This window comes from Methanomassiliicoccaceae archaeon (genome assembly GCA_034928305.1).
Classification (GTDB): Archaea; Thermoplasmatota; Thermoplasmata; order Methanomassiliicoccales; family Methanomethylophilaceae; genus VadinCA11.
In genome coordinates this window covers 272,588-292,635 of the sequence record JAYFOZ010000002.1, presented here as the reverse complement: position 1 = coordinate 292,635, position 20,048 = coordinate 272,588, and the positions used below count along the sequence as shown (strand labels likewise).

General features: G+C 51.6%; 26 protein-coding genes and 1 tRNA gene. 13 read left to right on the top strand and 14 right to left on the bottom strand.

The window, feature by feature from the left end; all coding sequences use genetic code 11:
- The first annotated feature begins 118 nt into the window (after positions 1-118).
- Both VB016_03275 and VB016_03270 read left to right on the top strand, forming a co-directional pair.
- Positions 119-192: transfer RNA gene (locus VB016_03275), tRNA-His, on the top strand.
- A 23-nt stretch (positions 193-215) separates the two neighbouring features.
- Entirely contained in the window at positions 216-1,667 is a 1,452-nt protein-coding gene (locus VB016_03270) for an RtcB family protein (GenBank protein ID MEA4977555.1), read from the top strand.
- Between the two features lie 10 nt (positions 1,668-1,677).
- On the opposite strand, the gene VB016_03265 is transcribed toward VB016_03270, so the two are convergent.
- The 4 genes from VB016_03265 to VB016_03250 form a co-directional block, all read right to left on the bottom strand.
- Positions 1,678-2,295: a cadmium resistance transporter gene (locus VB016_03265; protein MEA4977554.1), complete on the bottom strand. Its 618-nt coding sequence runs from the start codon at positions 2,293-2,295 to the stop codon at positions 1,678-1,680.
- Between the two features lie 288 nt (positions 2,296-2,583).
- On the bottom strand, positions 2,584-3,888 hold the full coding sequence (locus VB016_03260; GenBank protein ID MEA4977553.1) for an HD domain-containing protein: 1,305 nt from the start codon (positions 3,886-3,888) through the stop codon (positions 2,584-2,586).
- A complete protein-coding gene (gene sepF / locus VB016_03255) occupies positions 3,889-4,245 on the bottom strand; it encodes a cell division protein SepF (GenBank protein MEA4977552.1) in 357 nt (118 codons plus the stop codon).
- The gene (locus VB016_03250) at positions 4,242-4,733 is read right to left on the bottom strand and encodes an RNA-binding protein (GenBank protein MEA4977551.1); all 492 of its coding nucleotides are present in this window, start codon (positions 4,731-4,733) and stop codon (positions 4,242-4,244) included. The genes sepF and VB016_03250 overlap by 4 nt, the downstream gene beginning before the upstream one ends.
- A gap of 67 nt (positions 4,734-4,800) precedes the next feature.
- Here VB016_03250 and VB016_03245 point away from each other — a divergent pair, with 67 nt between their 5' ends.
- From VB016_03245 to VB016_03235, 3 genes are read left to right on the top strand one after another with little or no spacing between them, the layout of a single operon-like run.
- Positions 4,801-5,871, top strand: coding sequence for a hypothetical protein (locus tag VB016_03245; protein ID MEA4977550.1), 1,071 nt, complete (start codon positions 4,801-4,803; stop codon positions 5,869-5,871).
- A 2-nt stretch (positions 5,872-5,873) separates the two neighbouring features.
- On the top strand, positions 5,874-6,407 hold the full coding sequence (locus VB016_03240; protein MEA4977549.1) for a hypothetical protein: 534 nt from the start codon (positions 5,874-5,876) through the stop codon (positions 6,405-6,407).
- Between the two features lie 12 nt (positions 6,408-6,419).
- Complete coding sequence (locus VB016_03235) at positions 6,420-7,142, top strand: hypothetical protein (protein ID MEA4977548.1); 723 nt, start codon at positions 6,420-6,422, stop codon at positions 7,140-7,142.
- Here VB016_03235 and VB016_03230 read toward each other — a convergent pair.
- Positions 7,130-7,711 (bottom strand): flavodoxin family protein, encoded by a 582-nt coding sequence (locus VB016_03230; GenBank protein ID MEA4977547.1) that lies wholly within the window; start codon positions 7,709-7,711, stop codon positions 7,130-7,132. The genes VB016_03235 and VB016_03230 overlap by 13 nt on opposite strands.
- A gap of 114 nt (positions 7,712-7,825) precedes the next feature.
- Between VB016_03230 and VB016_03225 the strand changes: the two genes are divergently transcribed.
- Positions 7,826-8,581, top strand: coding sequence for an ABC transporter ATP-binding protein (locus tag VB016_03225; GenBank protein ID MEA4977546.1), 756 nt, complete (start codon positions 7,826-7,828; stop codon positions 8,579-8,581).
- Positions 8,554-9,771, top strand: a complete 1,218-nt coding sequence (locus VB016_03220; GenBank protein ID MEA4977545.1) for a SufD family Fe-S cluster assembly protein — start codon at positions 8,554-8,556, stop codon at positions 9,769-9,771. The genes VB016_03225 and VB016_03220 overlap by 28 nt, the downstream gene beginning before the upstream one ends.
- On the opposite strand, the gene VB016_03215 is transcribed toward VB016_03220, so the two are convergent.
- The gene (locus tag VB016_03215; GenBank protein MEA4977544.1) at positions 9,772-10,176 is read right to left on the bottom strand and encodes a VOC family protein; all 405 of its coding nucleotides are present in this window, start codon (positions 10,174-10,176) and stop codon (positions 9,772-9,774) included. It abuts the gene before it with no gap.
- Positions 10,177-10,269: 93 nt separating this feature from the next.
- Here VB016_03215 and VB016_03210 point away from each other — a divergent pair, with 93 nt between their 5' ends.
- Complete coding sequence (locus VB016_03210) at positions 10,270-11,097, top strand: Mrp/NBP35 family ATP-binding protein (protein ID MEA4977543.1); 828 nt, start codon at positions 10,270-10,272, stop codon at positions 11,095-11,097.
- Positions 11,094-11,450, top strand: a complete 357-nt coding sequence (locus VB016_03205; GenBank protein MEA4977542.1) for a NifB/NifX family molybdenum-iron cluster-binding protein — start codon at positions 11,094-11,096, stop codon at positions 11,448-11,450. Before VB016_03210 ends, VB016_03205 begins: the two co-directional genes overlap by 4 nt.
- Here VB016_03205 and VB016_03200 read toward each other — a convergent pair.
- The 6 genes from VB016_03200 to VB016_03175 are packed head-to-tail and all read right to left on the bottom strand — an operon-like array spanning position 11,442 to position 15,511.
- Positions 11,442-12,065 (bottom strand): radical SAM protein, encoded by a 624-nt coding sequence (locus VB016_03200; protein MEA4977541.1) that lies wholly within the window; start codon positions 12,063-12,065, stop codon positions 11,442-11,444. The genes VB016_03205 and VB016_03200 overlap by 9 nt on opposite strands.
- A 4-nt stretch (positions 12,066-12,069) precedes the next feature.
- On the bottom strand, positions 12,070-12,738 hold the full coding sequence (gene queC, locus VB016_03195; GenBank protein ID MEA4977540.1) for a 7-cyano-7-deazaguanine synthase QueC: 669 nt from the start codon (positions 12,736-12,738) through the stop codon (positions 12,070-12,072).
- On the bottom strand, positions 12,735-13,211 hold the full coding sequence (locus VB016_03190) for a 6-carboxytetrahydropterin synthase (GenBank protein ID MEA4977539.1): 477 nt from the start codon (positions 13,209-13,211) through the stop codon (positions 12,735-12,737). Before VB016_03190 ends, queC begins: the two co-directional genes overlap by 4 nt.
- A gap of 2 nt (positions 13,212-13,213) precedes the next feature.
- On the bottom strand, positions 13,214-13,957 hold the full coding sequence (gene mtxX, locus VB016_03185; GenBank protein ID MEA4977538.1) for a methanogenesis marker protein Mmp4/MtxX: 744 nt from the start codon (positions 13,955-13,957) through the stop codon (positions 13,214-13,216).
- A 55-nt stretch (positions 13,958-14,012) separates the two neighbouring features.
- On the bottom strand, positions 14,013-14,996 hold the full coding sequence (gene dph2 / locus VB016_03180) for a diphthamide biosynthesis enzyme Dph2 (GenBank protein ID MEA4977537.1): 984 nt from the start codon (positions 14,994-14,996) through the stop codon (positions 14,013-14,015).
- Complete coding sequence (locus VB016_03175) at positions 14,996-15,511, bottom strand: 50S ribosomal protein L16 (GenBank protein MEA4977536.1); 516 nt, start codon at positions 15,509-15,511, stop codon at positions 14,996-14,998. Before VB016_03175 ends, dph2 begins: the two co-directional genes overlap by 1 nt.
- 209 nt (positions 15,512-15,720) lie before the next feature.
- Between VB016_03175 and VB016_03170 the strand changes: the two genes are divergently transcribed.
- The 4 genes from VB016_03170 to serS are packed head-to-tail and all read left to right on the top strand — an operon-like array spanning position 15,721 to position 18,638.
- Complete coding sequence (locus tag VB016_03170) at positions 15,721-16,704, top strand: hypothetical protein (GenBank protein ID MEA4977535.1); 984 nt, start codon at positions 15,721-15,723, stop codon at positions 16,702-16,704.
- A 46-nt stretch (positions 16,705-16,750) separates the two neighbouring features.
- Positions 16,751-17,113: a ribonuclease P protein component 4 gene (locus VB016_03165; GenBank protein MEA4977534.1), complete on the top strand. Its 363-nt coding sequence runs from the start codon at positions 16,751-16,753 to the stop codon at positions 17,111-17,113.
- Complete coding sequence (locus tag VB016_03160; GenBank protein MEA4977533.1) at positions 17,067-17,360, top strand: YhbY family RNA-binding protein; 294 nt, start codon at positions 17,067-17,069, stop codon at positions 17,358-17,360. The genes VB016_03165 and VB016_03160 overlap by 47 nt, the downstream gene beginning before the upstream one ends.
- 9 nt (positions 17,361-17,369) lie before the next feature.
- Positions 17,370-18,638, top strand: a complete 1,269-nt coding sequence (gene serS / locus VB016_03155; protein MEA4977532.1) for a serine--tRNA ligase — start codon at positions 17,370-17,372, stop codon at positions 18,636-18,638.
- Here serS and VB016_03150 read toward each other — a convergent pair.
- Both VB016_03150 and VB016_03145 read right to left on the bottom strand, forming a co-directional pair.
- Positions 18,635-19,726: an HD domain-containing protein gene (locus tag VB016_03150; protein ID MEA4977531.1), complete on the bottom strand. Its 1,092-nt coding sequence runs from the start codon at positions 19,724-19,726 to the stop codon at positions 18,635-18,637. The two genes, serS and VB016_03150, sit on opposite strands and share 4 nt — an antisense overlap.
- Positions 19,727-19,781: 55 nt before the next feature.
- Positions 19,782-20,042, bottom strand: coding sequence for a hypothetical protein (locus tag VB016_03145; protein MEA4977530.1), 261 nt, complete (start codon positions 20,040-20,042; stop codon positions 19,782-19,784).
- Between the last annotated feature and the right edge of the window lie 6 nt (positions 20,043-20,048).

The window sequence follows — 20,048 nt, the reverse complement described above, 5'->3', positions numbered from 1 at the left end:
CGGAAATGATTTTGTCCATATAATAAGGGTGTTGCCTCATGTCGCAAATATCGACGTTTTGAGACCTAGAGGGCAAGAATCTTTATGTACATCAAATCTATCAAGCGCTCAGTACATGGCCGGGATAGGGTAGCTTGGTTATCCTGGGGGACTGTGGATCCCCCGACCCGGGTTCAAATCTCGGTCCCGGCCCCTACTTTCTTTGGAGTAACACTATGGCATGGAACGGCACCCTTGAAAGGATCGACAAATACAGGTGGCGCATACCTATGGGCGAAGTTCCATGTATGCACACCGATGCGGTGATCTATGCCAGTGAAGAGATGATACCTCAGATCCGCTCTGACAATGCACCTGCACAGGCTGCAAACGTCGCATGCCTTCCAGGTATTGTCGGTAGTTCTCTAGCAATGCCCGATATTCACTGGGGATACGGCTTCCCCATCGGGGGCGTAGCGGCCGTAGATGCTGACGAGGGAAGCATATCTCCCGGAGGCATCGGTTTTGATATCAACTGCGGCGTACGCCTCATAAAAACCAATCTTACCGTAAAAGACATAGGGGATAAGAGAAAACGTCTGATGGAAGAGCTCTATTCCAACGTTCCATCAGGTCTCGGCTCGAAGGGGCTGACCAGGATCGGCAACAAAGAGCTGGACGAAGTTCTACAATGCGGTTCCGAATGGGCTATCGAGAACGGCTACGGCTGGGAGAGCGATCTGGAAACCACGGAGGAAGGCGGACGCATGAAGGACGCCGATCCTTCGCTTGTGAGCGACAGGGCGAGGAAGAGAGGTCTGCCTCAGTTGGGATCCCTCGGTTCCGGGAATCACTTCCTGGAGCTTGACGCGGTCGAGAATATTTTCGACGAGAAGGCAGCAAAAACCTTCGGTCTGGATAAGGGGACGGTGACGATCACGGTACATTGCGGATCCAGGGGGTGTGGCCATCAGATTGCGACGGACTATCTGCAGGAGATGGAACGCTACATTTCGGAAAACAAGGTACAGCTTCCCGACAGACAGTTGGCTTGTGCCCCTCTCAAGTCCAAAGCGGGAGATAATTACTACAAGGCCATGTGCTGCGGGGCCAACTATGCCTGGGCCAACAGACAGATGATAATGCATTGGGTCAGGGAATCCTTCGAGAGGGTAATGGAAATGCCCGCCGAGGACATGGATATGGCGCTCGTATATGACGTGGCACATAACATCGCAAAGAAGGAAACGCATTCTGTCGATGGAAGCAACATGGAGGTTGTCGTCCACAGGAAGGGGGCCACTCGAGCTTTCGCGGCAGGAAACAGGGAAATCACGCAGAAGTACAGAGATGTGGGGCAGCCCGTTATAATACCCGGGGACATGAGCTCCGGTACTTACGTGCTTCTGGGGCAGAAAGGTGCAATGGAACAGACCTTCGGATCCACATGCCACGGGGCTGGGAGAAAAATGTCCAGGACATCCGCGTCGCACGGGAACACAGCGGCTGGCATCAGGAAGGACCTGGCCGACAGGGATATCGTGCTCCTGAGCGGGTCTGACGAAGGGCTCACCGAAGAAGCTCCCGACGCTTACAAAAATATAGACACCGTGATAGAGGTCGTATGTGGTGCCGGAATATCTTCGAAAGTAGCCAAACTTTCGCCAATCGGCGTGGTCAAAGGCTGAAACCATCGATTCATAGGCCTATTTGTCCGTCCAATACGGTATAAGCTCCGATAGCTATGAAAAGAACCGGGACGAGCCAGCGCTCCACCTTATCCAATATTCTCTTCACGGATGAGATGTCGCTTATACGCCTTCCGATCATTGCTATGATAAAAACACAGATTATCGCCGTTATGATCATGATGAGTGCTTCCCCGAGAACCATGCTGGTCAGCAACGGGATGTATACGCCAAAATCATCCACGCTGAGCACCAGTGCGAGGATTACGAACTGAAGAGTGGGCGCAAGGCCGGACGTATGCTCGGCAACGGTGCCCGCTACTTCAAGTTCATCTTTTTGGCCCTTGGGACGTATCAAAGAATAAACTCCCATGATAATCGGTATCAGACCTATCCATGAAAGCAGACTGTGGTCAGGGATCTGTACCAGCCCCAATGACACGGTAGCGGATATCATAATGGCCAATATGCTGCCCACAATGTACCCCCGACCTATCGCACGGCGCCTGTCGGTTCCATAGGGGTCCGCCGGCACCGTACCGTAGAACATGGCCAACAAAATAACCTCGTCTAGACTGGTGGCCACTACCGTCAAAAGTGCCAGAATTATAGATCCGATTATATCCATATTAAAAAAAACTCCGATCTCCTTTCGAGATTTACGAATATGATATATATCCTTCGTACGAAGGTTCGGGTACCTTCCCTGGCGCAACTCCTTTGCCTGCAGGACGTGTGCTAAAAAGCAAAACTGCACCTATTTTGTCGCAAGATATTATTTATGCTCCCGGATTTCACCAAAGCATATAATTCTCTGAACAAATTATTCCGACTATTTATATATTAACAATGTGCCAGCATTACATTGTATCGAAATCTGCCGAATAATATTCGATTTTTCACACATCATCGAACATCATGTTCCGATGATCTTTTTTGCGGCCGCCTCTACCGCATCGCGCTTATCTTTCGGTGCAGAAACCAAGATGGCCCACCTGAAAGTATCTCGGGACTGCAGAGCTTTTGCAATGGTCGAAAGCTTTGTTATGCTGCGGACCCTGCCGCCGTCCAGTATGGACACGTCCGTCTTTCCGATGCTGATTTTCGAGAGCAAAGCCGATTCCGAGGGGATATCTACAGAGACCTCCGATACATCGGCTCCGGCCATATCGGCTATCTCCTGCTCAAGCTTCTTGCGCTCGTAGTATCCTGTATATTGTGCCAGGCTGTAAGATTGATCTTCACTGAGATCGGCCACGTATCCTACTGCGGCCTTCTTGTACAGTCTGCGGTTCATCAGGTCCCTCACTATGCGCATGGGGCGCCCTCCGTGGGCCTCCAGCAACGATATGAGGTCCGCGTCGGTCATAAGGTACATTTCACTTAGGTCCAGGTCGGACGCTTCTACCGCCTTGTTGAGCATCGCCCCCGCGATGCGGACGGTCTCGTGATAATACACCGAGGTGTACATAAGGGACCTGGATACCATCAGCCCTTCGGCGGCGGTTGTCCCGCCTTTGTTCAGAACGATACGGTCGTTGAACACCTGCATCATCGAGATTATGCGTTCGGTATCGATGGCACCGTGCGTCACCCCCGTATAGTGGGCGTCCCTTACGAGATAATCCATCTGGTCTGAGTCCACAGGGCCGTGGATTATCTGATGCAGGTAATCTCCGGATCTGAAATACGACTGTCCGCTGTCCTGCGAAAACGCATCCAGACCGACGCTCGGGGATTCCGGATAGGCGATAAGGTCGCAGACCTTCCGGGAAGAGATCCCTGCTGCGTCCAGCATCTCCGAGATTGGGCCTTCCGATCCGAACAGCCTCTCGTCCCTGTCACTGTATGTTTTTAGGCTTCCGTTGATGAGCATCCCGGCCGCTTCCATGTGATCCAGTCCAAAACGTATCTCGGCGATCTCGCTCAGTGTGTGGGAATATGGCAGGTGGCAGATGTCGTGCAGCATCCCGGCAGCTCTCACGGCTTCGGATTCTTCTTTCGAGAGTCCCAGTGAAAGAGCCATTCGGCCCGAAAGATGATAGACTCCGAGAGAATGCTCGAACCTGGTGTGGTTGGCCCCCGGAAATACCAAGTTGCCCATTCCCAGCTGTTTTATCGATCGCAATCTCTGCATCTCGTGCCTGTCGGCCAGATCTAAGAATAAATCGTCCAGCACTATGCTGCCATGCAACGGGTCGTGGACGATCTTAAATACCATTCATTTACCCCTTCTGGTTATGCGGCATTTGTCGAGCCCTATGCCGGCGGGCGTCAGAACCATAACACGGTCGGAAACCTCGGAGAACAATCCTCCCCTGTCTTCTGCCAGAGATCTGATGGCACTTACGGCGTCCTTGCGCCGTTCATCCCCGTCAGCGAACTGCGATGTCTCTATTATGAGTATGTTGTCCTGGTATGCGAGGTCCGTCACGGCCTTCAAATCGGTGAAATACCTAAGTTCGACCGCCTTGACGCACAGCATCTGTTCTTCTCCGGGATCGGCATAACCTTCCAGATCTACGAATACCTTCTTCTTTTCCATGTTCCTGCGCTTGGTTCCGAACAATTGGATCACTCACCGGACTTCCATAGTTTGTCGCCGATATAATGTATGGTCCTGACCGCCTTGCCGGGCTCCCTGGCCGAAATTGCCGAGGCCGAGCGGAGCGCAACGCCCACGCCCAGGGGGGCGCCGTTTTTCACATCTCGTATCCAGACAATATCTCCTTCGTTGATCTCCTGATCGGCATCGGTTATGCCCGGACCCATCACGTCGGCTCCGTTGGATATGTACGGGACGGCTCCCATGTCTACCGTTACAAAACGCTTTACCGGCCTGTATTTAAGTATCCCACGTATCGTGAGAAATGGCTTTTCGTCGAAGACGAGGCCGATTATGTCCCCGCCCACGAATATCAATCCGTAATCCGTGCTCTCGGCGGTGTCCACAGGCTCGCTTTCACTGAATACCGGGACGCCTGCCGCTTCTTCGAGGACGGACGAAAGAATTTTCGCATCTTTCTCTCTCATCCTCTTCCTCTTCTTTATCCTTATGTCAGACATCTAATACCTTAATCGGCGGTCAAGTAATCATATTTTCCTATCGCTCGACGTATGATTTAAATTACCAATGCAATACACAGACGTGAAGGCTTTCAGCGTCATAATGCACGCTATCTACGCTCTGGCGGTTGTTGGGGCTATTCTTTTCGTTGCTTTCGGGTTCATCCCCGAAAGCACCGAGGAGTCGCCGTTGGATTTCAAACTCGAAGTAGAAAGCACCTATGATGTTTCGGAACCTGTCGGGGTGCTTGAATATAACTTCTCGGACGCCGTGAACAGTTACGGAAACCGGGCTGACGCATACACTGAAGAGGGCGATATGATCCCTGGTACGACGATATATCCCGACGACGACGCCAGCGTGACAGCGGCAGTTGCAAGCGTAAAGGCATATGCTTTATCCAATCCCGATACCGCCACGGTAACCCTGAAAGACCAGGGCGGAACGGTTTTGACACAGTCGATGATAATGAAGGAAAGCGACGAGATCACTACCAACATGTATACCGAGATATCCATCACAAATCGCCTTAGATACGATTTGATAGACATCGAGGTAGGGGTGGACCAGCTTAACGATACCGGAACGGTCAGTTACAGGATAGTGGATAGCGTGCCTACCACAATAAAGACCGGGGAGACCCAGGTCATACCTGTAAATATAAGCATCAACAGCCTGAACAGTGCACTCATAATGCTTACCGGGTCCGGCGACACCATGGACATCTACATGGGATTCGACATCTCCGGAAGATACCTTTACGGACTTGCCGGGGCCAGCATCTATGCCAAGGCCGCTTTCACATCTTCCACCGCCGCACCGGACGTTGATATTTCGGCCACACAGATTTCCGTCACTTCGACGGAACCCATCGATCAGCTTCCCTCCGACCTTGACGTGACCGCATTCATAGGTGCGGTCAAGGTGACCATAGTGAACGGCCCCGGAGGATTCTCCATGGAAATGGGCGACGGCACTGTAGATATCGTCGACGAACTTCAGGCCCAGTACGACCAGGGCGATTACACGATAGAAGTCGGAGTTGGACCGGATACGGAAATAATCGAACTGACACAAGAACAGTATGCCGAGATGATTGATCTGATTAAGCAGGTCATGGAAAGCGGAGGTGCGTGATCATGACGGAAGACACAACCCTTAAGCAGGACCTGAGGCACGGCGTATGGTGGAAGGGGATACTCTCGGCGGTCCTGAGCTTCGTCTCCATCGTCGTAGTACCGCTGGTCATCATCTGGTTCGTCAAAGACCTAGTTGCGACAATGGGCGCCGGCGACGAAATGGCAGGCATCTTGGACACTGTTACGGAGACTGTTTGGAGATACATGATCTACGGTATACCCGTAATAGTGCTGGCATTCTTCACAGCATTCTACCAGAAGGGCAACAAGGCAAAGCTCTTGTTCAAAATCATAACCCTGGCATATTCGATAGCCTGGCTCTTCCTTATCTTCCAGGGCGGGGTATTGCCTCTCTCCATAGACACTTCCGAAATGTTCTCGGACGGGGACTTCAGTCTGGAAAGTATCGACCTAGCCCTCGATATTCTGGGAATAATGCTAATAATGGTTGTACTCATCCTGCTGAGAATGGTACTCGCATACGCGGTGTATAAGAGCAACCGTGAAAAGTACCTCGAAAAACTCAGCGAATGAGGTGAATCAAAGATGGGAATAAATATCGCGATAAGGGAAATGGAGTGCCCCAGCGCCCTCTGCAGGGAAATGAAAAAGAAGACGGTCAGAGTACTCGTGGGACGCCCGGAGGAATTTGGGGAGTCCGCAGAAGTATACTGCACTGTGCCAAAGTCGTGCGCCGAGGATAAGGTAGACAATTGGGAAGCATTCCTTAAAAGGAACAAGCTCAGCAAGGACACCGAGACTGTCCATATCGACCTTCTCATCGACCGGGAGGACATCGCTGCCCTGGAGCCTCTGGCCGAGAGCTGTTGCTCCGGATGGGTTGACTTTGACGGGCTTGACGATGATTCCCGTAAAAAGGCGCTCGATGATTCGTTGCCGGAGAACCGGACAACCGAATGGGAGCTGGTATCCTTCGATGAAATGAAAGATACATGTGCCAGATGTTCGGTTTCGTGGGATAAGGGACGAGGATGCATAGGTTCATTCGGACCGGAAGACAGCCTGCTCCCCGAAATAGCCAGGAGGCATGCGTGCGCAATCACCGCCTCCGTACCCGAGGGCGTAGCTTCGCACAGAATATATTCTCCCGAAGAGGCCGCGGAGCTCCTAAACGAAATCGAGGTCCTGAGGAGGGCGCTTCCCGAAGAAGGTAAGATGATGGTACGCAGATATTCCGGTCCCGTCGACCGCATGGAGGCGGTGGCCAGAATCTGCACGAAGGAGAAGTGCGGATTTTACTTCTTCTGAGACAATCTTTCCATCGCCCAGACCATCTCCCGGGCAAGGATCGAAACGGCCTTTACGGCCTCCTTGTCCATTGAGAACTGCGGGGGGTTCAATGCCCTGAAGGTCGTATGGGGGGTCGATCCGCAAACGATCATCTGGTTCCTCAGCATGAAGTTGACCATCTGCGAATATGCAGCGGATGCACCGTCGTGCGCTGCGACCGCGATGGCTCCGCCGACCTTGTGCCTAAGTCCCATGTCTCCCGTCTCGAATGAAAGGCCTGCCCTTTCCATGAATATCTTCATCTGTCCGGTGACACCCCCGTAGTAAGACGGACTAGCGAAGACTATGCCGTCGGCTTCCCTCAGCTTGTCGAGCAGTTCATTGAACCCGTCTTCCCCGTTTATGCATGTCCCGTCTCCCCTCATCTCGCACGACCTGCAGTCGTTGCACGGAATGAAATTATACGAATACAACTGGACGTGCTCGGTCTCCATACCCTCTTTGGAGAACATGTCCAACATGTCCATTACTATGTTGGATGTGTTCCCGATCAGGCGCGGACTGCCGTTTAGCGCGATTACCTTCATAGAACCAGAAGTGCACCGCCCCAGTATAATCTCTTTGTCCGCCTCTTGAATGCAAAACGTAATATAGGCAAGTATTTAGCAATCGATAACCTCCCAGGGCTCAAGGTACGGAACATGCTTGAAATAAAGAATCTTCACGCCGTGGCAGGGAACAGAGAGATACTCAAGGGAGTAGACCTCACTGTGAAAGAGGGGGAAACCTGCATCCTTTTCGGGCCTAACGGATCTGGTAAATCGACCCTTCTGTCCGCTATAATGGGATACAGCACCTGTACCATAACCGAGGGGCAGATCATCTTCAAAGGCGTCGATATCACACATCTTCAGGTCGATGATCGTGCCAAGATGGGCATAGGAATGATGATGCAGAGGCCGCCCAACGTGACGGGCGTAACTCTCGGCGACCTTATCAGAACGACAGCTGACGAAGAGTGTGCGGATGAGGTTCTTTCTGAAGCGAACGATTTCAGAATGGACGGGTTCCTGGACCGCGATGTCAATGTCGGTTTCTCGGGAGGAGAGATCAAAAGGTCAGAACTTCTCCAGCTGACCGCACAGCGGCCCGACTTCCTCATGCTGGACGAGCCCGAATCCGGAGTGGACCTGCAGAGCATCGACCTTATAGGGCGCAAGGTGCACGACTTACTTTACGATCAGACCAAATGCCGCAGCGGCGGCCCAAAGAATGTTTCTGCACTGGTCATCACCCATACCGGCCAGATATTGGATTACATAGGTGCGGACAAGGCCTATGTAATGGGCGAGGGAAAGATAAGATGCACAGGAAGGCCGACCGACCTGCTCAACACTATCAAGAAGAACGGATACGGAGAATGCGATTCATGTCAACAAATAGTAACGATAGAATAAAAGAGGCCCTCAAGAAGAAGGCCACTTACGGCGAGGACGTGGACCTCACAAAGTATGAGGCCGGCACCAGAGACGGCCCTGTTATCGAGGACCTGGGCAGCTCCAAGAACGAGTTCAAAGGTACGATGCAGAGTGTGGGCGTGACCACAGATGAGGATGCCCGTTCTGGAACCATTATGTTCATTGACAACTCGCTGAGCCACTGCTCGACCTGCAATCCGGAAGGCGTTGAGGTCATCACCACCCAGCAGGCCCTTAAGAAATACGACTGGGTCCGGGAACGTTTCTGGACTGCGGTCGCACCCGACAAGGACAAGTTCACGGCTCACACATACCTTGAGCAGTCGGACGGATACTTCATCAGGGTCAAATCGGGATACCACATCGATATTCCGATTCAATCATGTATGCTCCTGAACGCCAACAAGGTCATCCAGAACGTACACAATATGATCTTTGTTGAAGACAACGCCTCCATAGACGTGATAACAGGATGTGCCACAAGCCCTCATGCCAACGAGTCTGTACACGTGGGCGTTTCAGAGATGTTCATAGGGGAGAACTCCTCGTTGAAGTATTCGATGATCCATAACTGGGGAGACAAGACCTCGGTAAGGCCGAGGACCGGCATCAACGTGGGGAAGAACTCCAATTTCATCAACAATTATGTAATACTCGATAAAGTGGGAACTCTCCAAAGCAACCCTGTAGCCAATCTCAACGGACCAGGTGCGACGGCCAAGTTCAATTCCATGTGCATCGCGCACGAAGGGTCGAACATCGACAGCGGCTCCATAGTATCTCTGAACAGCAAAGATACATCCGCCGAGATCATCAGCAGAAGTATAACTGCGGGAGGCAGAATGATCGCCCGCGGGAGGCTCGTAGGAAACGCGCCCGGGGTGAAGGCTCATCTTGAATGCAAGAGCATCATACTCAAAGACGGCGGAACGACTCTCGCCATCCCTGAGCTGGAAGCCAACGTAGCCGATCTTGAGATGACCCACGAGGCCGCGGTGGGAAAGATAGCCAGGGACCAGATAGAGTATCTGATGTCCAGGGGTCTTTCGGAGGATGAAGCGGTGAGCATGATCGTCAGAGGTTTCCTTTCCGGAGGAATTACAGGACTTCCGCCTCAGCTGGAGGCCAAGATCAAAGAGGCCACGAACATAGCCGATCTGGGCAATTGATCAGAAGAACGAGTCCACGGCGTGCTTGTCGACCGCTCTGATCACATTGCCGTCGGTGTCGCGGAAAGACGTGTATACGCCGATGGGCCCCATTTCGGGATCTACCATGAAGACCACACCCTCGTCGATCAGGCGCCTGTGGAGCGCATAAGGATCGTCCACCCCTATGTAGAAGCCCGTATCGATGCCTGTGGAAGACGATACGACGAGCAGAATCACAGCCTCTTTACGCCTAAGGATCGCGTGGTTCTCCTTACGGGCCACGACCTCCATGCCCAGCATATCGGAATAAAAACCAATACTGGTGTCGAGATCGCTTGTTGGAATTCTGACAGCGATTATGTTCTTGGGAAGTCCCTCGTCAGTATACTCGAAATCGCCGCCGTGCGGATCACCTAAGGGCATAGCCTCCCATGTCCTCTTTCAGATAAATCCATTGCGCTGACATTTGACGGCCGATAGTTCTTAAAAGACGGAGTCGCTGACGGGACGATAGAAATGGCAGGAGTCATCAGCGCTAATAAGATAGAAGAGGACACCAGACTCAAGGACAGCCTCGGAAGGATTAAACATGTCATAATCGTTTTAAGCGGAAAGGGAGGGGTCGGAAAGAGCACCGTGTCCTCGAACCTTGCCTGCGCCCTGTCCAACATGGGATATGATACCGGCATAATGGACGTGGATATTACTGGTCCGAACATCCCGAAGATGTTCGGCATCGAGGACGAGAAGTTGGACGTTCAGAACAACAAACTTATTCCGGTTATCGTCCCGCCTTCCCTGAAGGTCATGTCCATGGCGTTCCTGCTACCCACTAGAGACACGCCTGTGCTCTGGAGGGGGCCCGTTAAGATGACCGCGATAAGGCAGTTCATCGAGGACGTGGAATGGGGGGACCTGGACTATCTTGTCATAGACATGCCTCCGGGGACCGGGGATGAGGCACTTTCGATAATGCAGCTTATTCCCAAACCTGACGGCGCCGTCATCGTCACTACACCTCAGGACGTCTCCCTGATGGACAGCCGCAAGACTATCACCTTCTCCGCCGAAGCGAAGATACCGATAATCGGGCTCGTGGAGAACATGAGCGGATTCATCTGCCCCCACTGCGGCCAGGAGACCGACATCTTCAAGAGCGGCGGCGGAGAGAATGTCGCTAAAGAGTTCGGCATCCAATTCCTTGGAAGAGTGCCGATCGAACCTTCTGTTGCACTGTCGGGAGATAACGGGATGCCTGCCGTGCTGAGCGACCCGGACTCTGCATCCGCAAAAGCATTCAACTCGATCATCAAAAAGATAATAGCGACGGTCGAGGCAAAATGAAAATAGGAGTGCTTGCAGAGGGGGACACGCTGGATTCCTACGTGGCCGATGATTTCGGTCGCGCACCCTACTTCCTGATCGTCGACATGGATACGCTGGACTTCACTGTTGTGGAGAACGAGCACAAGGATGCTGCCTCCGGGGCCGGTATGCTCGTTGCGGATTCCATAGTCGGCATCGGCGTCGATGCCGTAATCGTGGGCGGCATAGGTCACCATGGCTATGATAAACTCGTTGCCGCCGGCATAACCGTTTCAACCGACGAGGAAGGTACCGTCGAAGAAAGCATCAAAGATTTCAAAAGACGCTACGAGCACAGGAAAAAATTCGAATCCCAAAAAGATTCAGACTGAACGCCTGTCGCCCCATATGATCTTGTGCAGTTGGGGCAGCACACGGACTTCGAGCTTTCTGCTCAGCACCTTCTCAGCGAGCGGCCTGAGGTCCATCCCCCCCACCGGCGAGAAGATCACGTTGGTCCCAACCGTATATTTTTTCAACACGTCCACGGCAAATTCAAAGTCGGCATCGTCGCTGATGATGAATTTTAGCTGGTCTTTTTTCCCGAGAACGGCTATGTTGGACATCATCATGCAGTTCGTCATTCCGGACGAGGGGCATTTGATGTCCATGCTTATCATCAGGTTTTCATCCTTGGGAAGTCCGCTCACATCGATAGATCCATTGGTTTCAAGAACCACATGCTTCCCCTCGGAGAGAAAAACGTCTAAGAGTTCGGGCAGCTCGTCCTGTAGCATTGGCTCTCCGCCGGTAACACATATATTGGAGATGTCGGCGGCCGATTCTGCCAAAGTTCCAATGCTGGCATCATATCCGCCGCTGAATGCATATTTGGTGTCGCACCACGAGCAGTCGAGATTGCACCCCACCGTGCGGATGAAAAGAGTGGGTACCCCCATCATGAGGCCCTCGCCCTGCAACGATACGAATGTTTCACATATTTTCATTGGATCACTCGTAATCTATCTCGTCCTTGTATCCTGCCTCTTCGAAGCCTTTTAGCCTCAGTCTGCAGGAATCGCAATGGCCGCAGGCCTTCTCTCCTCCCTCGTAACATGACCAGGTCAGGTTCAGAGGGGCGCCGAGCTTCTTGCCGAGAAGAACAATATCCGCCTTGGACATATGAAGGATCGGCGTTACGATCTTTATCGGATTTCCTTCGACACCTGCCTTGGTCCCCTTTGACAGCATGTTCTCGAACGACCTGAAGAACTCGGGGCGGCAATCCGGATATCCCGAATAATCGACCACGTTGGCCCCGATATATATCTTGTCTGCATCCACAGACTCGCACAATCCGGCAGCGATGCTTAGAAAAATTATGTTCCTCGCCGGAACATAGGTTATCGGTATTACTTCGTCCAGGGACCCTTCGCGGTCCATCGGGACATCGATATCCTGATTTGTAAGGGCCGACCTGAAAGACGTGAGGTTTATATCGATGATAGTATGCATCACGCCGTAGTGCCTGCATACTTCCGTTGCGGAAACAAGCTCCCTGCTGTGTTTCTGGCCATAGCGGAAGCTGACCGCATATACCTCGCAATCGTCCTCTATCGCCTGAGCCAGCGTCGTAGTTGAATCCAATCCTCCGGATAGAAGGACGACCGCTTTATTCATCTGATCTCCACTGTATACCATGCTGTCTGTCCCCGCTCCTCGTCCAGACCTATTGACACAGCCCTTACGTTCTCCGGGAACTTCACATCGTTGATCATCTTGTGGACCATCAGTTTGGCCATCTCCTCGGCCGTGGTGTTTGGAAGATCCAATATAATCACGTCATCTGCCGGGAACACATACCTCTTCCCGCATGTAACAGCCTCGACGGATGTCTCGGTCAAGGTAATGATGACGTCTTCGGATGCTGAAGGCAACAAAGTCCTGTGGTCCAGCAACATCATGATTTCGCGGAGCTCCTTTTTTAGGACTACGAAGTCCATGAGCATACCGTTCTCTCCGATATCCCCTTCCAGCTTCAGACGGACCACATAAGAATGGCCGTGGAGCCTGGAGCACTTGTCATGTCTCGGAATGAAATGGCAGGCCGAGAACCTTATGCCCGAATATTCTCCATCGATCTCTAATTGCATTTTTATCTCTCCGTAAGTCTTAGTGCCAGGGCGATAGAGTCGCGATAGTCCTTTTTCGCCCTGGACGTGTCTATGAATATTTTTTCCGCGTTTACTATGGGTGCTCCTAGCGCCATAGTGTTACCGACAAGGTGCATTGCCCTGAAAAGCAGATTGCCGGATATGCCTTCAGGCGCGATAACTATGTCGGCCTCCTTAACTGCATCTTCTATCAATATTTGAGAGTGGTATGCATCGTACCCTCTCTCTTTCAACATTTTTACCAACGATCGAGCATCATCTATGCTGCTGTTCACGGCCTTACAACGTCCGTAATCCTCGCATCTGCCTCCCGACATGACAGCGATTTTTGTTCCGAGGCCTATCTTCCGTGCAAGGCCTACCGAACTTACGGCCAGCCCGAATTTCTGCTGTACGGTCCAACCTTCATCGATTCCCACGGGAGATAAAAGGAAAAGCTTTCCTCCGGGGGGCTCCATCAGAACCACTCTTTCAAGGGTCTTTAAACCGAGTGCCTGTTTTACCAGAGGCAATAGGACGGATGACGACATATCTCCCCGCACAGCGGCATCTATCTTACCAGACACCAGATCTTCCACCAGTTTCGGAGGATCGTCGTATATTGTGACGCAGCCGCTTTTGAATGCTTCAGCGCTCCTCTCCACATTTCCTTGGTCCGACCCGCGGCCGATGCCGACGCGGGCATCGGGCAAAGGCCCGGAAAGGAACTCTTCCGACGTTACCATGGGTGACCATTACTTCGGGATTATTTTAAGGTACTCGGCCACCGGCAGAACAATATCATTTACGTATTGCATCGAACTCGTAATCTTCCCAGTCACGGAGGCCCAGTGCGATCTCGGCCTCCGGGACCGTAAGTATGGGTTTGTTGAACCTCGCTGATTCGTCCATGGCGATACGCGGGCACGCGGTGTTCACAAAAGCGTCCACACGGTAATGTGCCAGAGTTTCAGGGTTAATCTCATCTAAAAGCATGATATATGCCTTTTTTCCTGCGCCCCTTATCTTATTTGTAATCGTTTCCGCTTCTGAGGAACGGTTCTGTCCGACTTTGCTGCATACGATTACCATGAATGCCTTTGCCTCGGATGCGACCGTAATAGCGGCAAATCGTTTCCTGAGGATACGGTCCTTGATGCTGTCGATATTTCTCATCTCGCCCGTGACCGGATTCAGGACGAAGAGTGCCTTTTCGGTTCCGAATGCGGCGGCGAGTGGGTGAAAGTCCCCCTCGCCCAAGAAAAGGAATCCGTCTACAGACTGCGACACTGCTTCTGCTGCGCTGCAGTCACAGCCCAGAACCTGTCCCGGATACGTTATGCGTTTGTCTCCGCCCGAGACGAAGGCCTTCCTGCCCGACGACTCGATTATCTTTACGGCCTCATCGATGAGGCCTATGTACTGGACTGATGCCAAAACTCCGACGTTTTGTGGAAGTTTCACAACCGATTCGTTGAGCGGACCGGTAATGGAGCAATCGGCGCGGGCTTCGATAAAAAGTACATCCGGATCGTTGCCGAGAGAAGGCATTGCAGAATGACCGTAATGCACCAATGCATCGGCAATCTTCTTGTAATCAGAATAATAGTCGCAGGCACCATAACATGGGCGCCCGATTATTATTACCTCGGCGCCTGCGGAACTCAGGGCGTCGGAAATATCCGACGACCTGAGCTTAAGTCCTTCCGGGAGCTGAACTGCCACCCTGGAATAACCGTTAGATTTTATCCAGTCGGTGGTCCGTTCAAACTCCAGGTCGAACATCACTTGGCGTATTCCTTGCCCTCTTCTACATCGATGTAGCAGGGAGATGGCATTTTCATCGATGCTCTCCAAAGAGCATCTTTGGCGGAGTTGAACACGGCAGGGGTGCAGCGGATGGTGTAAATTGCCTGTCCGCGCTCGACCCTGGCGGCCGTTCCTACATTCTTTCCGAACGAGTTGCGCATTCCGCTTGAAACACGGTCAGCACCTGCTCCGGTAGCCATCTTGTTCTCTCTCAGAACCATGTGGGGATATGTCCTCAATGTGAAGTGATAGTTGCTTGATCCGAGCTTACCGAGAACCCTGTTGGCGGCAATACGTCCGGACTCTAAGGCCGTGTGCCTTATCTGAACTCTGTTCTCCACTCTGAGCGTAATCTTGATCGGGAATTCTGCCGTGAGGTCGCCCATTTCAAACTGGCTGATCCTGCTTGCGGGGACTCCTCCCATGTATTCGCGGCGAGTATACGCCTGTCCTTTAATTTCTCTGTACATCGATGCGGGCTTTCTTACCATTTGCACCACCAAGTGATTGCGACGGGCACACATTCCTGATTTTATATTTAAGGGCTACTGTCTTTTCTTTTAATAAAAGGCAGACCTGGTTGTGTGACTCTCGATGTCACTTGATATACAGGTGCGCTAAATAACTTGCTACGACGGATGTCGTTCGCATTCTTCAGGAATCATGTTAAAAACAAGGAATGCATTGCGCTTTTGCCCATATGGATAATCTGACTTTCAAGGTGGTCCCCGATGGAGGGAGAGAAATTTCTGCAGAACAGGCGGACCGGATAATGGGAGATATCCAAAGCATGCTTTCGCATGTGGGCATGTTTATCGTCACTGCCGAGATGGGGCTGCAGGGGAGACCGCCGGAGGGATTTGATAGAATATTCGACCTAAGCACAGATCCCAGGGGTCACCGGGCCGAAGAAAACTCGATACTCGGGGCAGCTTTGGGAAAACTTGAGAACACCCTTGATGTCGCAGGTAGTGAAATAATAAACCGCTGGCTCTCTGAAAATTATGCAGATCCGCGCTACAGGGCGGCAGTCGCAAAAGACCTTATGAAACTTTGCAGCGACCTTGAGGGATGCAGACTGAGCTATGGACGCGGAAGAAGGACAAAGGACCTTATGAATGCCAGTCCAGAACGTTTCCAGAAAAGTGCCAGCACTGAAACAAAGATGTTCACTTGCGCTCTGGCCGGAGCGATTTACAAGAAGAGCGATATGAAAGGACGCAACACATACTATCTAGATTCCGGAGACCGTAATTCAAAGATTGCAATCGGCAAGGATTTTTCCGAGAAGAACGCCAAAGTGTGTTTGCAGATGGGCGCGTGCCTGGTTTCCGGAATGGCGGTTCTTGACGAAAACGACAATATCATAGAGATACGCGATGTATGCGGAGTGAGTGATTTTCCAGGCATCGTATTCAAACGCATCATTACGCCCAATAAAGATCTGGCACTCCTGAATCCTATGACTGCCGAGGTGTCTTTCGACAGAATTTCCCACAAATGGACGCTGACTAACGACCTTGTGGGAATTACGGCTTCCAAAGCAAACTGGAACGAAGCCGTCGCGGCCTTCCACGACTATTTTATGTTTGTATGGGAAACATATGTCGAACAGCCCAAAGACGGCCTGAGTGAAGAGGAGATCGAAATACGCGAATACCTTTTGTCGCTGGTTCCTTTCTGAGTTTTTCTCCCTAATATTTATATCACCCGCGCATTGTGACCAATCAATGTCAAAGAGACGCGTCTCCTCCAGACAGGCAACTGACCTGGGCCTGCACCGCATAGGTGTTCTGACGTCCATGGCCTCGGAAGCCACAAGGGAAGGGAGAGCGGATAGGGCAAGGCGTTACGTTGAACTCGCCAGGCGCATAGGTATGAAGACCCGCACCGGAATCCCGAAGGATTTCCGATATTGTGAAGGGTGCCTCGTTCCTTTGGTCCCGGGAGTCAGTTGCACGGTGAGGCTGAACAACAGTAAGGTCAGCATCACGTGTACGGAATGTGGCGCCGTGAAACGTCTTCCATATATGAGGGAACAGAGAGATGACCGAGAAAGAAGCCAGAAAAGAGCTGATGAGACGCGCCAATGAGCTGAATCCGACAGTTCACGTCGGGAAGGAAGGTACGGACGAAGGTCTAACGGAAGAGATCGTTAAACAGCTGAAGAAAAACAGGCTGATAAAGGTCAAGGTTCTCCCCAACTCCGAAAGCGATACTTCAAAAATCGCTGCGGAACTTACAGAAGCAACCGATTCCGTCGCAGTGGATGTCCGCGGTGGCGTGATCGTGCTGACAGACAAACGTACATGGAATTCGTTGTGCCAAAAAAAATTCTGAGATGATAGGATGCTTGATGTCAACATCATAAGGTCTGAACCCGAAAAAATTAGAAAGATGCTCGTCGACAGAAATAAGGAAACTGTCATTCTCGACAGATTCTTGGAGGCCGATTCCGAATGGAGAATCCTCACCAACGAAAACAATGAGCTCAGGAAGATCCGCAACGAAGTATCCGCGAAGATCGCCAAAATTCAAAAGAGCGAAGAAAAGGATGCGATGATCGCCGAGATGAGAGAAATAGGCGATAGGATCAAAGCCAACGATGCAAGGATGTCCGAGCTGGAGGAAATAAGGAACGAATGCGTCCTTAACATACCTAACATTCCTCACGACAGCGTTCCGATAGGAAAAGACAGCACCGAGAACGTGGTCATCTATGAGTGGGGACAGAAAAGAAAATTCGATTTCAAGCCTAAAGAGCACTGGGAGATCGGAGAGGACCTGGACATCATCGACTTCGAGAGGGGCGCAAAGGTCGCAGGAAGCGGCTTCTATTGCCTTAAAGGCGACGGCGCAAGACTGGAAAGAGCGCTTATCAACTACTTTTTGGATGTTCACGGAAAACAGGGATACAAGGAAGTTTTCCCGCCTGTAGTAGTCAACAAGGCAGCAGTGACCGGAACTGGACAGTACCCGAACCTGAAGGATGACATGTACTACATGGAGAAGGATGACCTGTACCTGAACCCTACTGCCGAAGTTCCGCTCACCAATATGCTACAGGACGAGATACTGATGAAAGAGGACCTTCCTGTATTGTTTACGGCATATCTTCCTTCTTTCCGCAGGGAGGTCGGAAAGCACGCAGACACCAGGGGGATAATCCGGGTCCATGAGTTTAACAAAGTGGAGATGGTCAGATTCGTTCTTCCGGACACATCCTATGATGTGCTCGAAGATCTGAGAGGAAACGCCGAGGACCTTATCAAAGGCCTAGGAATTCCATACCGGGTGTTGCTTCTCTGCACGGGGGATATGAGCTTCTCGTGCAGCAAATGCTACGACCTTGAGATATTCGCACCGGCAAAAGAGGCCTGGCTCGAAGCATCTTCGTGCTCCAACTTTACTGACTTCCAGGCCCGCAGGACCAGGATCAAATATCGTCCAGAACCTCACCTTAAGAGCGAGTTTGTGCATACGCTCAACGGCTCAGGTCTGGCATTGCCTAGGACAATGGTGGCAGTACTGGAAAACTATCAGAACGGGGACGGCACCGTAACCATACCGGAAGTGCTCAGACCTTACATGGGCGGCCAGGAGACCATCGGCAATTAAATCTTGATGCGACCGAGCCTTATCACTAGCTCTCTGGCATTGATTCCGCCACCGGCGTCCATCAGACGCGTGAGCAGCTCCTGCTCGCCTTCGGTTAGCGACTGCGAGGATATCCCATAGCTTGCAGAGACATGGGCTTCCATGTATGCCGCCAGTAAGTCGCATGTCTTGATGCTCTTTCCGTCACGCGGTCTTTGATCTGAATTGCAGCATGATTCAAAGGGGTCGCATATCATATATCTCATCTCGTCGTGCCAGGACCCAGGGATCAGCGGCATTATATTGGACTCGATCAGCTCCCGCTCATAACTTTCCAAAAGTACTGCTAGACCGCTCACGTTATTTTTAACGGGCGATATTACGTCCTTGGTCAGAACTTCCGGCAGGTCGTGGAAGAGAGCAGAATAATAGTCGTAATACAACTGCCGGCCCGTTATTTTTGCATCCAGATCGTGCAAGAACATTGAATTTGCCACCATGAGCGAATGTCCCAGCACTGTTGTTTTAGGTATCCTGGGAGTTCTCGCCCATCTCTGTTGGAACCTTAGCTGTCCAAAAAGGTCGATGAATCCCTTGATGCCTTTGTCGTCCGTGATCTTTTCTACACCTACGAATTCTTTGTATCGGGAAATTTTGCCGCCTATATTTTTTTTCGTGTTCTCCGCATCGAACATCCCCCGGTTCATCTCGAATATAAGATCGAATTCCCACTTGGTTGCAAGATAATGTGCGGCATCTATTATGCGGTCCTCCCTGGAGTCCCGTTTTGAGCTCAGGTATTCGGAAAGGCGGTCATGAAAACCCTGGTCGGTATCGGGTACGTACCTGTCGAACTCCTCCATCACGTACTCGTTCACCTCTTTGGACTTTTCTTTGACTATACGGTGATATAACTGGGGCTTGAGATCCGTCAGTACGAGACGGCTTATTAATTCGAAAATATTGTGCTCTATAAGGGCGGCCCAATCTATCTCCCTACCTTCGTCCTCCTCGTATTTTGCAATGACCCAGGCTATTGCAGCCTTGTGAGCCTGTTTATCCTGTTCGGTGAGGTCGAGCGGTCGGAGATGGTCGTTCCACCTGTGCATATTTGCCGACTCGAACATAAAATATAACATCTCGGCGTTCAGAGCGTTTCCCATATCAATCGTCTCCGTTATCCTGTTCTTCCTCGACGGGGGATTCTGCCTCGTCTTTGGTTTCCGGCCCCTTGAGCAGGCCCAGCTTGAAGGCATCGTAGAATACGATAACTGCCGACAGCATTATCAGAGATGTACCGGCGATGAACATTGTTAACCCTCCCTCGAAATCCATAAGGCCTATTACGCCCAACATGCCCAATACTGTTGTGATGATTCCCACAACGTTCAGAACCAGCCAAACCCATCTGAAGCCTCTGACCATCGACCA

What these genes read in the sequence shown, in the direction of transcription:
- VB016_03170 (MEA4977535.1), top strand. Translation starts at nt 15,721, where the DNA reads ATGGATAATCTGACTTTCAAGGTGGTCCCCGATGGAGGGAGAGAAATT.
- VB016_03260 (MEA4977553.1), bottom strand. Translation starts at nt 3,888, where the DNA reads ATGGTATTTAAGATCGTCCACGACCCGTTGCATGGCAGCATAGTGCTG.
- VB016_03160 (MEA4977533.1), top strand. Translation starts at nt 17,067, where the DNA reads ATGACCGAGAAAGAAGCCAGAAAAGAGCTGATGAGACGCGCCAATGAG.
- VB016_03205 (MEA4977542.1), top strand. Translation starts at nt 11,094, where the DNA reads ATGAAAATAGGAGTGCTTGCAGAGGGGGACACGCTGGATTCCTACGTG.
- VB016_03270 (MEA4977555.1), top strand. Translation starts at nt 216, where the DNA reads ATGGCATGGAACGGCACCCTTGAAAGGATCGACAAATACAGGTGGCGC.
- VB016_03220 (MEA4977545.1), top strand. Translation starts at nt 8,554, where the DNA reads ATGTCAACAAATAGTAACGATAGAATAAAAGAGGCCCTCAAGAAGAAG.
- queC (MEA4977540.1), bottom strand. Translation starts at nt 12,738, where the DNA reads ATGAATAAAGCGGTCGTCCTTCTATCCGGAGGATTGGATTCAACTACG.
- VB016_03225 (MEA4977546.1), top strand. Translation starts at nt 7,826, where the DNA reads ATGCTTGAAATAAAGAATCTTCACGCCGTGGCAGGGAACAGAGAGATA.
- VB016_03145 (MEA4977530.1), bottom strand. Translation starts at nt 20,042, where the DNA reads ATGGTCAGAGGCTTCAGATGGGTTTGGCTGGTTCTGAACGTTGTGGGA.
- VB016_03215 (MEA4977544.1), bottom strand. Translation starts at nt 10,176, where the DNA reads ATGCCCTTAGGTGATCCGCACGGCGGCGATTTCGAGTATACTGACGAG.
- VB016_03240 (MEA4977549.1), top strand. Translation starts at nt 5,874, where the DNA reads ATGACGGAAGACACAACCCTTAAGCAGGACCTGAGGCACGGCGTATGG.
- VB016_03150 (MEA4977531.1), bottom strand. Translation starts at nt 19,726, where the DNA reads ATGCACAGGTGGAACGACCATCTCCGACCGCTCGACCTCACCGAACAG.
- VB016_03265 (MEA4977554.1), bottom strand. Translation starts at nt 2,295, where the DNA reads ATGGATATAATCGGATCTATAATTCTGGCACTTTTGACGGTAGTGGCC.
- VB016_03250 (MEA4977551.1), bottom strand. Translation starts at nt 4,733, where the DNA reads ATGTCTGACATAAGGATAAAGAAGAGGAAGAGGATGAGAGAGAAAGAT.
- serS (MEA4977532.1), top strand. Translation starts at nt 17,370, where the DNA reads ATGCTTGATGTCAACATCATAAGGTCTGAACCCGAAAAAATTAGAAAG.
- VB016_03235 (MEA4977548.1), top strand. Translation starts at nt 6,420, where the DNA reads ATGGGAATAAATATCGCGATAAGGGAAATGGAGTGCCCCAGCGCCCTC.
- VB016_03210 (MEA4977543.1), top strand. Translation starts at nt 10,270, where the DNA reads ATGGCAGGAGTCATCAGCGCTAATAAGATAGAAGAGGACACCAGACTC.
- dph2 (MEA4977537.1), bottom strand. Translation starts at nt 14,996, where the DNA reads ATGTTCGACCTGGAGTTTGAACGGACCACCGACTGGATAAAATCTAAC.
- VB016_03165 (MEA4977534.1), top strand. Translation starts at nt 16,751, where the DNA reads ATGTCAAAGAGACGCGTCTCCTCCAGACAGGCAACTGACCTGGGCCTG.
- VB016_03230 (MEA4977547.1), bottom strand. Translation starts at nt 7,711, where the DNA reads ATGAAGGTAATCGCGCTAAACGGCAGTCCGCGCCTGATCGGGAACACA.
- mtxX (MEA4977538.1), bottom strand. Translation starts at nt 13,957, where the DNA reads ATGGTAACGTCGGAAGAGTTCCTTTCCGGGCCTTTGCCCGATGCCCGC.
- VB016_03175 (MEA4977536.1), bottom strand. Translation starts at nt 15,511, where the DNA reads ATGGTAAGAAAGCCCGCATCGATGTACAGAGAAATTAAAGGACAGGCG.
- VB016_03190 (MEA4977539.1), bottom strand. Translation starts at nt 13,211, where the DNA reads ATGCAATTAGAGATCGATGGAGAATATTCGGGCATAAGGTTCTCGGCC.
- VB016_03245 (MEA4977550.1), top strand. Translation starts at nt 4,801, where the DNA reads ATGCAATACACAGACGTGAAGGCTTTCAGCGTCATAATGCACGCTATC.
- VB016_03200 (MEA4977541.1), bottom strand. Translation starts at nt 12,065, where the DNA reads ATGAAAATATGTGAAACATTCGTATCGTTGCAGGGCGAGGGCCTCATG.